Origin of the sequence: Pseudomonas sp. GL-B-19 (genome assembly GCF_019956415.1) — a bacterium.
Lineage (GTDB): Bacteria > Pseudomonadota > Gammaproteobacteria > Pseudomonadales > Pseudomonadaceae > Aquipseudomonas.
The window spans coordinates 39,531-53,815 of record NZ_JAHBDK010000031.1 but is presented as its reverse complement, the minus strand read 5'-3'; the positions used below and the strand labels follow the sequence as shown (position 1 = coordinate 53,815).

At 58.0% G+C, this 14,285-nt stretch carries 14 protein-coding genes and 1 other RNA gene; all 15 read left to right on the top strand.

The genetic code is table 11. The annotated features are described in order from the left end of the window. The first annotated feature begins 101 nt into the window (after positions 1-101). The 15 genes from KGB06_RS13070 (at position 102) to KGB06_RS13000 (ending at position 13,982) form a co-directional block, all read left to right on the top strand. Positions 102-926 (top strand): (Fe-S)-binding protein, encoded by an 825-nt coding sequence (locus KGB06_RS13070; protein ID WP_223516350.1) that lies wholly within the window; start codon positions 102-104, stop codon positions 924-926. After that, the gene (locus tag KGB06_RS13065) at positions 923-2,377 is read left to right on the top strand and encodes a LutB/LldF family L-lactate oxidation iron-sulfur protein (RefSeq protein ID WP_223516348.1); all 1,455 of its coding nucleotides are present in this window, start codon (positions 923-925) and stop codon (positions 2,375-2,377) included. The genes KGB06_RS13070 and KGB06_RS13065 overlap by 4 nt, the downstream gene beginning before the upstream one ends. Next, positions 2,377-3,048, top strand: coding sequence for a lactate utilization protein C (locus tag KGB06_RS13060; RefSeq protein ID WP_223516346.1), 672 nt, complete (start codon positions 2,377-2,379; stop codon positions 3,046-3,048). The genes KGB06_RS13065 and KGB06_RS13060 overlap by 1 nt, the downstream gene beginning before the upstream one ends. Then, complete coding sequence (locus KGB06_RS13055) at positions 3,045-5,855, top strand: FAD-binding and (Fe-S)-binding domain-containing protein (RefSeq protein WP_223516344.1); 2,811 nt, start codon at positions 3,045-3,047, stop codon at positions 5,853-5,855. The genes KGB06_RS13060 and KGB06_RS13055 overlap by 4 nt, the downstream gene beginning before the upstream one ends. A 200-nt stretch (positions 5,856-6,055) precedes the next feature. Continuing rightward, the gene (locus KGB06_RS13050) at positions 6,056-6,334 is read left to right on the top strand and encodes a hypothetical protein (protein ID WP_223516342.1); all 279 of its coding nucleotides are present in this window, start codon (positions 6,056-6,058) and stop codon (positions 6,332-6,334) included. 100 nt (positions 6,335-6,434) lie between these two features. Further along, positions 6,435-6,828, top strand: a transfer-messenger RNA (tmRNA) gene (ssrA, locus tag KGB06_RS13045). A 165-nt stretch (positions 6,829-6,993) separates the two neighbouring features. After that, on the top strand, positions 6,994-8,205 hold the full coding sequence (locus KGB06_RS13040; RefSeq protein ID WP_223516340.1) for a tyrosine-type recombinase/integrase: 1,212 nt from the start codon (positions 6,994-6,996) through the stop codon (positions 8,203-8,205). Between the two features lie 104 nt (positions 8,206-8,309). Next, complete coding sequence (locus KGB06_RS13035; protein ID WP_223516338.1) at positions 8,310-9,200, top strand: DUF6387 family protein; 891 nt, start codon at positions 8,310-8,312, stop codon at positions 9,198-9,200. Between the two features lie 184 nt (positions 9,201-9,384). Further along, entirely contained in the window at positions 9,385-9,657 is a 273-nt protein-coding gene (locus KGB06_RS13030) for a helix-turn-helix transcriptional regulator (protein WP_411741847.1), read from the top strand. Position 9,658: 1 nt separating this feature from the next. Next, entirely contained in the window at positions 9,659-10,183 is a 525-nt protein-coding gene (locus KGB06_RS13025; protein ID WP_223516336.1) for a Rha family transcriptional regulator, read from the top strand. Positions 10,184-10,482: 299 nt separating this feature from the next. Beyond that, the gene (locus KGB06_RS13020) at positions 10,483-10,692 is read left to right on the top strand and encodes a hypothetical protein (RefSeq protein ID WP_223516334.1); all 210 of its coding nucleotides are present in this window, start codon (positions 10,483-10,485) and stop codon (positions 10,690-10,692) included. Continuing rightward, the gene (locus KGB06_RS13015; RefSeq protein WP_223516332.1) at positions 10,689-10,931 is read left to right on the top strand and encodes a hypothetical protein; all 243 of its coding nucleotides are present in this window, start codon (positions 10,689-10,691) and stop codon (positions 10,929-10,931) included. The genes KGB06_RS13020 and KGB06_RS13015 overlap by 4 nt, the downstream gene beginning before the upstream one ends. Beyond that, the gene (locus KGB06_RS13010) at positions 10,928-11,236 is read left to right on the top strand and encodes a hypothetical protein (protein WP_223516330.1); all 309 of its coding nucleotides are present in this window, start codon (positions 10,928-10,930) and stop codon (positions 11,234-11,236) included. The genes KGB06_RS13015 and KGB06_RS13010 overlap by 4 nt, the downstream gene beginning before the upstream one ends. Positions 11,237-11,239: 3 nt before the next feature. Next, complete coding sequence (locus KGB06_RS13005; protein WP_223516328.1) at positions 11,240-12,190, top strand: toprim domain-containing protein; 951 nt, start codon at positions 11,240-11,242, stop codon at positions 12,188-12,190. Next, complete coding sequence (locus tag KGB06_RS13000) at positions 12,177-13,982, top strand: DUF927 domain-containing protein (RefSeq protein WP_223516326.1); 1,806 nt, start codon at positions 12,177-12,179, stop codon at positions 13,980-13,982. Before KGB06_RS13005 ends, KGB06_RS13000 begins: the two co-directional genes overlap by 14 nt. Positions 13,983-14,285 lie beyond the last annotated feature (303 nt).

Below are 14,285 nucleotides of genomic sequence, written 5' to 3'. Positions count from 1 at the left end.
GTCAGCAATTCACAACCCGGTCTGCAAGGCTGCTGAAAGTTGCCCCCACTATTTTCAGCCGCCGCAGCGGACGGATAACCGGGACCACCCGGAGACGCCTGATGAGCGAGCTTTTTTACAACGCTGTGCCAAACGCGACCCGCGTCGCCCCGCCACTGCCCGAGCCTCGGCAGTACCCCAGCGAGAAACCGTCACGGGTCTACCTGTTCGGGACCTGCGTGGTGGATTTGTTCTACCCGGAAGCCGGGATGGACGCGATTCACTTGCTGGAACGCGAAGGCATTCGTGTCGAGTACCCGCAAGGGCAAAGCTGCTGCGGACAACCGGCCTACACCTCGGGCTACACCGAGCAGGCAAGGACGGTGGCGCGCTCGCAACTGGCGCTGTTTGCCGGGGATTATCCGGTGGTGGTGCCCTCGGGATCCTGTGCCGGGATGTTGCGCGAGCACTACGCCGACTTGTTCAAGGACGAGCCGGACACGTTGAAACAGGTTCAAGCCCTGGCGGCCAGGACGTATGAACTGGCCGAGTTCCTGTTGTTTGTCTGCAAAGTCCAGCTCAAGGACGGCGGCGAGCCGGTCAAAGTAGCGTTGCACACGTCGTGCTCGGCACGCCGCGAGATGAACACCCACCTGCACGGTCGCGAGCTGTTGTCGCAACTGAGTAACGTGGAGCGGGTCAATCACGATCACGAAAGTGAATGTTGTGGCTTTGGCGGGACATTCAGCGTCCGTATGCCAGACATTTCCGGTGCGATGGTGGCGGACAAGACCCGGTCGTTGAAGGAGTCCGGCGCACACAAGGTACTCAGTGCCGACTGCGGTTGCCTGATGAACATCAACGGCTCGCTGGAGAAACAAAAGGAAGCGTTGCGCGGCCAACACCTGGCCAGTTTCCTCTGGCAGCGAACCGGAGGTGCCCGATGAGCACTTCCACGATTATTCCGACGGTCAGCGTCGAAGAAGATTTCCGCGCCAGGGCCCACAAGGCTTTGGACGACAAGCAACTGCGAAACAACTTTCGCACTGCGATGGATTCACTGATGGCCAAGCGGGCAGCGTCTTTCAGCGATGCCCACGAGCGAGAACATTTGCGAGCGCTGGGCAATGCTGTCCGCGCCCGTGCGTTATCCAAGTTGCCCGACCTGCTCGAGCAGCTTGAACAGAACCTGACCCGCAACGGTGTGACAGTGCACTGGGCGGAAACGGTGGACGAAGCCAATGGCATCGTCCTCTCGATCATCCGCGCTCACGAGGGGCGGCAAGTGATCAAGGGCAAATCGATGGTCAGCGAAGAGATGGAGATGAACCATGTCCTCGAAGCTCAAGGCATTGAATGCCTGGAGTCGGACATGGGGGAGTACATCGTCCAGCTCGACCACGAGAAGCCTTCACACATTATTATGCCGGCGATCCACAAGAATGCCGGTCAGGTCGCGTCCTTGTTCCACGACAAACTTGGCGTGGAATACACCAAGGACGTTGACCAACTCATTCAGATCGGTCGCAGAGTCTTGCGGCAGAAATTCTTCGAAGCGGACATCGGCGTCTCCGGCGTCAACTTCGCCGTGGCCGAAACCGGCACCCTGTTGCTGGTGGAAAACGAAGGCAACGGTCGCATGACCACCGCCGTACCCCCAGTGCACATTGCCGTAACCGGCATTGAAAAAGTCGTGGAAAACCTGCGCGACGTGGTGCCGCTGTTGTCGCTGCTGACCCGCTCGGCGCTGGGTATTCCGATCACCACCTACGTCAACATGATCTCCGGCCCACGCAAGGAGCATGAACTCGACGGCCCTCAAGAAGTGCACCTGGTGCTGCTCGACAACGGTCGTAGCCAGGCGTTTGCCGACAGCGAACTGCGCCAGACCCTGAACTGCATCCGCTGCGGCGCCTGTATGAATCATTGCCCGGTCTACACCCGAATCGGCGGCCACGCCTATGGGGAGGTTTACCCTGGGCCTATCGGAAAAATCATCACGCCGCACATGGTCGGCCTGGCGAAAGTCCCGGACCACCCCAGCGCGTCATCGCTTTGCGGTGCTTGCGGCGAAGTCTGTCCGGTAAAAATCCCTATCCCGGCACTGCTGCGACGCCTGCGGGAAGAGAACGTCAAAGCGCCGGACAGCCCGCATCAAGTCATGCGCGGCCAAGGCAGTAAGTATTCGCGCAAAGAGCGGTTCATCTGGAACGCCTGGGCCATGCTCAACAGCTCGCCGACGTTGTATCGCCTGTTCGGTTTCTTAGCCACTCGCCTGCGCGCGCTGACGCCGAACAATGTCGGACCGTGGACGCAGAACCACAGCGCACCTAAACCCGCTGCCCGCTCACTGCACGACATGGCCCGCGAACATCTGGCCAAACAGGGAGACCGTTGATGAGCGCCAAGCAAAACATCCTCGCCAAGTTACGCAAAAGTCTGACTGGCACCACGCCTGTGCCTGACGAATTCGATGTCGAACTGGTGACAGCGCCCTACACGTACACGCCCGAGCAACGTATCCCGCAGTTGCGCAAACTGATGGAAGCGGTGCACACCGAAATCCATCTGACGTCGGGCGAAGGTTGGCCTTCGCTGCTGGCCCAGTTGTTGCGGGATCGTCAGCTACCAAGCCTGTTGATCGCGCCTACGACGCCTCACGGGCAACGCCTCTCACAACATTGGGCGAGTAATTTGGGGCTGCCGACGCTCAAAGCCTACGACCGCCCGATTGAAGAATGGAAAGCCGAGCTGTTCAACGACACCCCGGCCAGCCTCACCGGCACCCTCGGCGCAATCGCCGCGACAGGCAGCCTGATTCTCTGGCCGACGCGTGAAGAACCGCGCTTGATGAGCCTGGTACCGCCGGTGCATTTCGCCCTGCTCAAGGCCAGTGATATCCGCGACAACTTCTATCAGGTGCAGCAGGAATTCGAATGGGCCCAAGGCATGCCGACTAATGCTTTGTTGGTGTCCGGCCCGTCAAAAACCGCAGACATTGAACAAATCCTGGCCTACGGCGCGCACGGTCCGAAAGACCTGGTGGTTTTAATCCTGGAGGACCAATGAGTCTATCGGCGGCTTTCCTGAGAGATGCACAGCAACTGATTCCCCAAGAGCGACGTTTCGACGACCCACTGTCGACCTTGGCCTTCGGCACTGACGCCAGTTTCTATCGACTGATTCCGAAACTGGTGATTCGTGTCGAGTCGGAAGACGAAGTGGTTTCGCTACTCAAACTGGCGCAGCGAGATCAAGTCCCGGTAACGTTCCGCGCCGCTGGCACCAGCCTGTCTGGCCAGGCCATCAGCGATTCGGTGCTGATCGTGCTGGGGGATAACTGGAACGGTCGCGAGATCCGTGGCCAAGGCATGCAAATCCGCCTGCAACCGGGCGTGATCGGCGCGCAGGCCAACGCCTGGCTGTCCCCGTTCGGACGCAAGATCGGCCCGGACCCGGCCTCGATCAACGCCTGCAAAATAGGCGGCATCGTCGCTAACAACGCTAGCGGCATGTGCTGCGGCACGGCGCAGAACACCTATCACACGCTGGCCGGCATTCGGCTGGTACTGGCCGACGGCAGCCGCCTCGATACCGAAGATACGGCCAGTGTCGCGGCTTTTCGTCAAAGCCATGCCTCACTGCTTGAACGCTTGGCCACCTTGGGCCGCGAGACTCGCGCCAATGCCGAACTGGCTGCAAGAATCCGCCACAAATACCGTCTGAAAAATACCACCGGACTGTCACTCAATGCGCTGGTGGATTTTGACGAGCCTGTGGATATCTTGAGCCACTTGCTGGTGGGCTCTGAAGGCACCCTCGGCTTTATCAGTGCGGTGACGTACGACACGGTGATTGACCACCCGAACAAGGCGTCGGCGCTGATCGTGTTCCCGGACGTGGAAACCTGCTGTAACGCCGTAACCGTGCTGAAAAGCCAACCGGTGTCGGCCGTGGAACTTCTGGACCGTCGCAGCCTGCGCTCGGTACAGAGCAAACCTGGCATGCCCGCTTTCGTACAGCACCTGTCGAACAATGCCTGCGCGTTGCTGATCGAATCCCGCGCAGCATCGTCCACCTTGCTGCAGGAACAACTGGCGCAGATCATGGCGTCACTGACCTCGTTCCCGGTGGAGAAACAGGTCGACTTCACCGAAGACCCGGTGGAAAACGCCCGCCTCTGGGCGATCCGTAAAGACACCTTCCCCGCCGTCGGCGCCGTGCGCAAAACCGGCACCACGGTGATCATCGAAGACGTGACCTTCCCGGTGGAACAACTGGCCATCGGCGTAAACCGCCTGATCGAGTTGTTCGACAAACATCACTACGACGAAGCGATCCTTTTCGGACACGCACTGGAAGGCAATCTGCATTTCGTCTTCACCCAAGGTTTCAACAATCCGGAAGAAGTCGCACGCTATCAGGCGTTCATGGACGACGTGGCGCAGTTGGTGGCGGTGGAATTCGGCGGCTCGCTGAAGGCTGAACACGGCACCGGACGCAACATGGCGCCCTTCGTCGAGCTGGAATGGGGCAGCGATGCCTACCAGTTGATGTGGCAGCTCAAACGCCTGCTCGACCCCAACGGCATTCTCAACCCGGACGTGGTGCTCAGCGAGGATCCGCAGATCCATCTCAAGCATTTGAAACCATTGCCGGCCGCCGACGAGATTGTGGACAAGTGCATTGAGTGCGGCTTCTGCGAACCGGTATGTCCCTCGAAAGGCCTGACCCTGAGCCCGCGCCAGCGCATCGTGATCTGGCGGGATATTCAGGCTAAAAAGCGCGCCGGCGTCGACACCACCGAACTCGAAGCCGCTTACGAATATCAAGGCATCGACACCTGCGCCGCCACCGGTCTTTGTGCGCAGCGCTGCCCTGTAGGCATCAATACCGGCGAGTTGGTGAAAAAGCTCCGCAGCCGTAACGCAACGCGTACGAAAACCGCCAACTGGCTGGAAAGCAATTTCGCCACCGCGCTGCAAGGCGCCCGATTCACCCTGCACGTCGCCAATGGCGCTCGGATGCTGTTGGGAGCACCACGCCTGGCGAAACTCTCGGCGACGCTGACCAAGTTGTCCAAAGGTCAGATCCCGCAATGGACCAACGCCATGCCGCAGCCGGAAAAAGCCATTCGTTTCAGCCCGACCGTGTCGGACGAGCGCCCCCGGGTGGTGTACCTGGCGGCCTGTGTATCGCGGGTCATGGGCCCGGCGGCGGGTGATATAGAGCAAATGTCGCTGTACGACAAAACCCGCAGGCTGCTGGAAAAGGCCGGTTACCAAGTGGTCTTCCCGGATAATCAGGACAACCTTTGCTGCGGCCAGCCATTTGCCTCCAAAGGTTACGCCGAACAGGCCGAACACAAACGCCAGGAACTGATCGGCGCCTTGCTGCACGCCAGTCGCGGCGGACTCGACCCGATTTACTGCGACACCAGCCCTTGCACCTTACGGCTGGTCGAGGATTTGGGCGAGGTTCGACTGGACCTGTACGACCCGGTGCGTTTCATCCGCACACATTTGATGGATCGCCTGGATTTCACTCCGCAGGAAGCGCCGATTGCGGTGCACGTCACCTGCAGCACCCAGCATCTGGGCGAAAGCCAGGCGCTGATCGATCTGGCGCGCAAGTGCAGCAAAACCGTGGTCATTCCGGAAGGCATTCACTGCTGTGGGTTCGCTGGAGACAAGGGTTTCACCACGCCAGAATTGAATGCCCATTCGCTGCGCACGCTCAAGGACGCGGTGCAACAATGCAGCGAGGGCATTTCTACCAGCCGCACCTGTGAGATCGGTCTGACGCAACATGGCGGCATTGACTACCACGGACTAGTCTATCTGGTGGATCGCGTTACCAAGGCTAGGGTGCTGTGATAGCAGGGCCTCAAGGAAGGTGCATTGATGTGCCTATCTTGATGTTCTTGCCGGAATCGACAGCTCTACGGCAGAAAAACAGAACCCTGACGTGCCCCCGCAGTCCACTGATCAAGTCCCGCTAATGTGGGACCTTCCCAATACTCGGTAGCCGATTTGATGGCCAGCAATGCCTGGCCCTTCTGCTCAAGGAGATACACATGAATCGTTCTGTTCTGTTAGGTCTGTTTATTACTGCTTCCATGATGGCTTCTACTTCTTTTGCCGCTGAAGACCAATGCGCGGTCAACCTGCAAACTATCGAAAATAACAAGGCTGATTTCCAGGGTTCAGGACTTGCGGAAAGTATCAAGGCAACCGTTGAGCAAGCCAAAGCCGATCATGCAAAAGGTACTAAAGCAGGCACTGACGCTTGCGTCGCTGAAACGAATGACCTAATCCAGTCCATGAAGGATGCCAAGAAAGGCGGTAATGGCTGACCGTTGCGCTCAGGGCCAACCTTCGGGTTGGCCTTCTACGCCTTGTTGGCGTACACTGCGCAGGCTTGTTGCTCACTTTGATTTACAGAGCAGCAGGCTCGGGGCCGTTTAGGATTCGACGCCGGTCGCGAAACTTTAGGTGCATGCCGAGTTGGTAACAGAACTCGTAAATCCACTGTTGCAACTTTCTATAGTTGCCAATGACGAAACCTACGGGGAATACGCTCTCGCTGCGTAAGCAGCCTTAGCCCTTCCCTCCTGGTACCTTCGGGTCCAGCAATCATCAGGGGATGTCTGTAAACCCAAAGTGATTGTCATATAGAACAGAATCGCCGTGCAGTACGTTGTGGACGAAGCGGCTAAAACTTACACAACTCGCCCAAAGCACCCTGCCCGTCGGGTCGCTGAGGGTTAACTTAATAGACACGGCTACGCATGTAGTACCGACAGCGGAGTACTGGCGGACGGGGGTTCAAATCCCCCCGGCTCCACCAAATAGCTGTTTAGACCTGTCTCGGACAGTCTACGAAACACCCAAGAAGCCCGCCCCGTGCGGGCTTTCTTGTTTCTGGCTGTACCTCCTTACCTACCCCTATAAACATTGCCCGTGTATCCTGCCGTGTACCTTTCAAAAAAATTGAAACTAGGGGATACACGCATTGAAACGTAGCGAAATCAAGCGCCGCCCATTGGCTGACACGGTCGTTTCAACCCTCGAACCGGAGGTAAAGGAATACCGAGAAAATGATGGCGACAGCTTGTATTTGCGTGTGCGACCAGACGGGAACAAATCTTGGCAACTGCGCTACAAGAAAGCTGACGGAAAATGGTCGTGGCTGGGATTAGGTAGCTATCCAGCAGTCAGCGGTGCAATGGCCCGCAAGAAAGCTGCCGAATTGCGAGCAGACGCTGCGCAAGGTAGCAACCCACTGGCAACCAAGCGTGCCAGAAAAGCGGCCGAAGACGAGGCTGCCGGCCACACTTTTGAGTCGCTTGCCCGCGAATGGTACGCGGCCAAACGTAAGAGCTGGAGCGATGGCACCGCGGTACGAACCATAGGAGCCTTGGAGCTTCACGTATTCCCGGTATTTGGCAAACGCATCTATCGCGAAATCCTGCCAATGGAGTGGATGGAGTTCTTGAGAGCGATGGAGCAGAAAGGAATCATCGAACAGACCAGCCGCGTCCGTGGTATGTGCCGGGAAATTTATGACCTTGCACGCGTTACCGGTCGTGCAACGCATAATCCCCTAGAGGGGCTGCACAAGTTTCTTCAGACCAAGGCTGCCGAGAACTATGCCCATGTATCCCCAGGGGAGTTACCGCCACTTCTTCGGGCTATCCGTGCGTACCCAAGCGCGACTGATATTCGTATCGGCCTTCACCTTCTTTCCATGCTCGCCTGTCGCCCTTCTGAATTACGCGAAGCGCGCTGGTCAGAGTTCGATCTGGACAAGGCACTGTGGTCGATTCCTGCTGAACGCATGAAACGTCGGCGTGAACATCTGGTGCCGCTGCCAACCCAAGCAGTCGAATTACTGCGCAATTTGCAGACGCTGACAGGAGCCTATCCGATGCTGTTCCCTGGCCGGAGCGATACAACCAAAGCCCGCTCCAATACGGTGTTCCTAATGGCATTACGTCGACTTGGGTATGAAGGTCGCCAAACCGGACACGGTTTCCGTCACATCGCCTCGACGATTTTGAACGAGCACGGGTTTGACGAAAACCATATCGAAGCTCAGCTCTCTCATGTCAAAGAGGGGATCGCAGGTGTCTACAACAAAGCGGTCTACCTTCCTCAGCGGACAACCATGATGCAATGGTATGCGAACCATCTCGATAACATAGCTGGTGGCGCGGTCGTCTAATTTGATTTCGGCAAGCTCGCAGACTCTGGACTTTCTAGGCCCCGTAGACAGATATAGACTAAATCCTATCCGCACTAACTACCGGCCCGCGACCTGGACACTAGATGAACAAGCCAAAAAAATGGTCCGTCCTGAATGACATAAAAGGACTTGAGCCGTATCACTACGACACCTGTTTCCCACCTAAGTGGTTCGATCTGGACAACTATAAAAATATAGTCAGCAAGTCCAGCAAGGATTGGTACGAAGCGATCATGACTCGAAACTTTGTCAATATAAAACTAAAAAATATCGTAATGGATGATGAAAGCCGGGTAGCCTTATTCATAATGTCTTTCAGTCAAGCGCAAGAAACACTCGCCCGTCTTAACAAAAGCAAGGAAGAAAGCGAACAGCTGGAAACCGCGATAATTAATATGGATGCCTTTGACTACGCTGAAATCCTTGGTACTTATGCGTACAACGCCCCAGACATATCAATTGACGAGATAATCCACGCGGACAACCTTATGCCAAGACGCCCGCCCAGCGACGCAAGTGATTCTGTAAGAAGCCAATATAAAAAAATCACGTATATTCCCGTATGGGACATGCCAAGCGAGTCAGAGCGCAATTATTTTTCTCGCCACAACAAACTTGCACCGGTCCTGATTGACGTTACAGCTCCAGACGAGGTTATAGCCAAGTCGGCGGTTGACTTTGCAAGATCAATAAGAGAGCGCTTTGACCTCTCAAATCTCAAGCAAAAAATAACCACTAAAGACTTTGAAAAATGGTCGGAACAAAGACTTCTTGCTTATATTGACTTGGAGCTTTGGTTTGGGGCTATTGGTGAAAAGCCTGCGGCTCACAAAATTGCAGATCTGCTTTTTCCTGACAAAATAGATGTAGACATCTCCGAGTACGTGCGAAAAACCGTTAGAAAAAATGCTCGGATACTAATGGGCGCAGAAACATACGACGCTTTAACCGCTCAATCTGGCGCAAATATTTAGCTATGATTTATTCCGGAAGCATTCTCAATGCCGAAGCTTCCGGAAGCAAATCCATAAATAATCTTCCGGACACCAGCACCAACCGCTAACTTCCGGACAAAATCAGCCCATATCGGCAACCTTCCGAAAAAGTTCGTCCGCGTATTAAATCTGTATCCGCCCAAGCCAATAACCGGATACAGATATGTACAACACTCCGCCAATTCAAACTAACAGCACTTTGTCCGCCATTCAGCAATTCGATCCTTGCACCATAATCATTCGGATGCCTGAACTGGAGGCCATGACCGGTCTCGCCCGCCCAACTGTCTACAAGCGACTCAAGGACGACCCAACTTTTCCACGCCCAGTACCGCTGAGTAACAGCAAGTCGCGTGGTTCACCGGTTGGTTTTGTGCTGGCCGAAGTACAGGATTGGATTCGCCAGCGCATTGCCCTGCGCAACGAGGCTGCCTGAAATGAAAAAGGACACGAGCCCCGAAGAGAAACGCAGCTTGTCACACGGCAATATTGTCACCGTCACCCTCGCTCAATCCCAAGGCGAGCCCCGTGTGGATAGTCGCGTGCTGGCCGAGCAGTTGGGTACGCAGCACAAAAGCAGCATTGAGCTGATCGACAAATACGCCGACAAGATCCGGCGGTTTGGCCATCTTCCGTTTCAAACCGAAGTTGGTAAACGCGTGCAAGGTGGCGGCAAAGCCGAACGCTTCGCCCTGCTGAACGAGGATCAAGCGTTCCTCCTGCTGGCGCTGTCTCGCAACACTGATCGCGTTGTAGAGCTGAAGTCGAGTCTGGTCATGGCGTTTCGCGAAGCACGTTATGGCATGGCCTGCCAAACGCTGCAGGCTCGCATACGGGAAGCAAGCCAGAGCGGTCGCCGGCTGGCTCACTGGCGCTATGAAAAGCCGGGGGCCTATCAGCATGTCGCGCACTTGCGGGAACAACTGCAGCTCACCCTCGGCCTGGAGGATGTGCGCCCTTGAACACCGCGCAACCATTCCTGCCCCTTGCCATGCATTTCCGTAAGCGTTATGGTTTGCTCGTCGCTGCAAACTCAGCGGCCGACCTTGGCGGGTCGATCAACAATAGGCGCAACAGCGCCCATCTTCGAATTGCAGGCGCTTTTTTTTCGACTGCAATTCAGAGTTATGGCGAGTTGCGCAGGAGCACCCTCGGGTGCGCCGGGTTCCTATTGTCCCGGTCCGCCAATCCTGTGCAATTCGCCACCCTTTCCTGCTTGGCGGCAGACCGCGGTGGTTCCTCAACAGTAGGAGCTTCACCCATGCAGCACATTCACGCCCTCAATCCGTCCAGCAACAGTTTGGCCATCGCCATCATCGGCGCCGAACTGATTGCCTATCGCGTCAACCGTTTGCCCGAGCAACGCGCCCACCTTCTTGGCTTGGTGCAGATGGCCAGCACCCTCGGCGCACTGAGTAAAACCGACCGCGCCACACTCGCCACTTCCCTGACCGTCGAGGAGGTGCAATGAACAACCTCCGCCAAATCACCGACGAAGCTCTCGACCTGATTGATGCCACCACCGATCACATCGGCCGGCTGACCGCCCTGATGACGGCCATTCGTGCCGACGCGAAACACAACAAGGGCCGCGACCTCGAAAAGCTGACCGGTTTGGGCCAGTACCTGAGCAGCGACTGGGACCACTATCTGGACGGCCAATCCAAGCGTTTGCGCGGTCAGTTGGATGTGATGGAGGCGTCGCTATGAACACCCTCAATTGCACGCCTGATACACCGATTATCGACCTGAACACTGACCAACGCCGCACGCTGATTGACCTCATTGAAGTCGAGCGCACTCACGCTTCCCACTGGTGGACGATGCTCAACGAAATGCGCAGCCGCGGGGAATTGCCGCATTGGGTGAAAGAGCAAGAAGTCGGGTCTGCCCCAGATCATGACCGTTGGTTAACTGATTGCTTCTCCACCAACCAAACGTTGTTCGGGCGTGCCTCTGTGCGCGGTGAAGCCAGCCAGCAGATGTTTCGCTGCCACCCTGATCTGAGGGGCTAACTGATGACGAATTTTCAACACTGCCAATCGGCGGTGACGCCATCGGCTTACGTAAAGAAAGTCACCGAGCCATCTAGCGTTACCCATCCAATCCTTTTCCGTGACGCACTTCAGTCAGTTTATGGCCCGCTCGATTGGCTGCCGGAGCCAGATGGTGCGATTCATCGTTTCCATGTTCCCGGCGACAAACAGGGCAGCGAAAACGGCTGGTATGTCTTGTACCTGGACGGCATCGCTTCGGGCGCCTTTGGCAGCTGGAAGGATGGCGGGACGCGCACCTGGTGCTCTCGTGAACCAATCGATCATCGCGAAGCGGTGGAGATTCGCCAGCGCATCGAGCAGGCCAAGCGCCAACGCGAAGCCGAGCAGCAACAGCACCAGCTCAAGGCGGCACTCCGGGCTCAGCGTTGGTGGCGCGATGCGCGGCGCGCTGATCCCACCCACTCGTATCTCATCGACAAGGGCGTCCGTCCGCATGGCCTGCGCCAGAGTGGTGATGCCTTGTTGGTACCGCTGTATGTGGCGGGCGAGCTGGTCAACCTGCAGCGCATTGCCCGCGACGGCAGCAAGCGCTTTCTGGCGGGTGGCCGGATCAAGGGCAGCTATTCGCCTTTAGGCGTCATCATCCCGGGCCAGCCGCTGTGCATCTGCGAAGGCTGGGCCACGGGCGCCACACTGCACCAGCATGGTTACGCCGTGGCCTGCGCCATGAACAGCGGCAACCTCAAGCCGGTGGCACTCGCTCTGCGCGCCCGTTACCCAGAGCAGCCCATCCTCATCGCCGGCGATGACGACCGGCTCACCGACGGCAATCCGGGGCGCACGGCTGCCAATGCCGCCGCCGCGCTCGTAGGTGGTCAAGTGGCTTTCCCAGAATGGCCAGAAGACGCCCCCGCCGACCTCACCGACTTCAACGACCTCGCCAATTGGAAGCGCGCCCATGTCCCTGCCTGACAGCAACGTCATCAGCCTTCGGCCCGATGCGCCGACCGTTACGCCTGAGCGCCCCTGCTGGGCCGTGTACGAACAATGGGTGACCAATGAGAAGGGCCGCAAGCTGCGTCCGGGTGTGTACCGCCACGGCTTCAAACGCGCAGCAGGCCAAGATGAGGACGATGCCGACAACGCCGCCGACGACCGTCCGATCATCGACGAATGGATCGCCAGTCCGGTGACCGTAACAGCGCGGACCACCAACAGCGATGACGGCAGCGAGGGGCGTTTGCTGCGCCTGTTTACCGACAGCGGCATCAAGGAATGGATCATTCCCATGGAGGTGTTCGGCGGCAGCGGTGAGGATGCCCGCCGCCAGTTGTTCGGCATGGGCGTCATCATTGCGTTGAAGAAGCGCGCCGCCTTTATGGAGTACCTGCTGGAGCAACGCCCGGAAGAAGTGTTTGCTACCACCGGCCGTCCGGGCTGGCACGAGTCGGGGGCCTTTGTCTTGCCGGGGCGCACCCTCGGCAGCGACAAGGTGCGTTATCAGGCCAGCGGCAAAGGCCAGAACCTGTTCAGCGTGCGTGGCGAGCTGGCGCTATGGCAAAGCGAAGTCGCCGCCAAGTGTGCGGGCAATCCGGTGCTGACGTTGGCGATTGGCTGTGCGCTGGCCGGACCACTGCTGAGTCTGGTTGGCGTACTCGGTGGCGGCGTGCACCTGGTGGGCGACAGCTCCAGCGGCAAGTCCCTGGCGCAATTGATTGGCTCGTCAGTATGGGGTGACCCCGGCGTGTTCGCCGCCAGTTGGGACATGACCAAAGGCGGCTTGGAGATCGAGGCGGCCGGGCGCAATGACACCTTGTTGCCGCTGGACGAAATCAAACGCGCCGATCCCAAGCGCGTGCAGGAAATGGCGTACTCGCTGGCCAACGGTCAGGGTAAAGGCACCATGACTCGCGAGCGGGAAGGTCGGGCCAAACTGAGCTGGCGCCTGCTCACCCTCTCCAGTGGTGAACGCTCCCTTTCCGAGCACGCCGCTATCTCCGGCAACGCCGCTCACGCCGGTGCCGAACTGCGCATGGTCGACGTGAATGCCGGTACGCGCGCCCATCGCGCCTTCGATGAGTTGCACGGCCTCGAGGGGGCCGACTTTCACCGCCTGCTCACCGTGGCCGTGAGTGCCCACCATGGCCACCTGGGCTCCGCGTTCGTCGAACAACTGCTCGCCAGCGACGACCGCCCCGGCCTGCTGGAGCACTTCGCCAACGTGCGCGCCAAGTTCGTCGAGGACAACGCCCAAGCCGGCCGGGTAGCCGACCGCTTCGCCGTGATTGCGCTGGCCGGGGAAATGGCCATCGCCTATGGCCTGCTGCCCTGGACACCGGGGAGCGCGCTGAGCGACTGCCAGCTGCTGTATGGCGAGTGGCTGGCGCGGGTCGGCAGCGGCAATGCCGAAGACCGGCAGATTCTCGCCGGCATCCTCGACTTTATCGACAAGCACGGCAGCAGCCGCTTCTCCGATGTGGATGACCACACACCCGACAGCAAAGTGTTCAACCGGGCCGGTTACTGGGAGTTATCCCTGGGTAAACGCCTGTACCTGTTCAACAAGTCGGCGCTGGTCGAAGCGGCCAACGGCTACGGCCTCAGTCGTGTGGTCAAGGCGCTGGATGGGGTGGGCGCATTCGCCAAGCGCGACACCGACAGAGACAGTCGCAAGACCAAGAAATATCGCCTGCCCGGGGGCGGGTCGGCGCGTTTGTATGTCGTCGATGCCGAAGCCATGGACCTGGACGCCGCCAGTGCATGACCACTCAACCCCAATGGCCGACTTCACAGGAACCTAGTTTTGTGGGGAACGCGGGGAACAGTGGGAACAGCCAATGTTTCCGGGGCTTTGGGGCGTTCCCCCTTATAGAGATGTTGGGGAACAGGGGGAACACACACCTGTTTTTCTATAAACGACCCTGCTTCTGCCCAGCGATCTGGCGGGGGGTGCTCGGCACATAGGGCGTGGCCAGCCGCCGATCCACCTCACTTATTATTTTTTTTGAGAACCACCCATGATTGAAAACACTCAAGCAACAAAACCAAACAACACCAAATTGCTGAA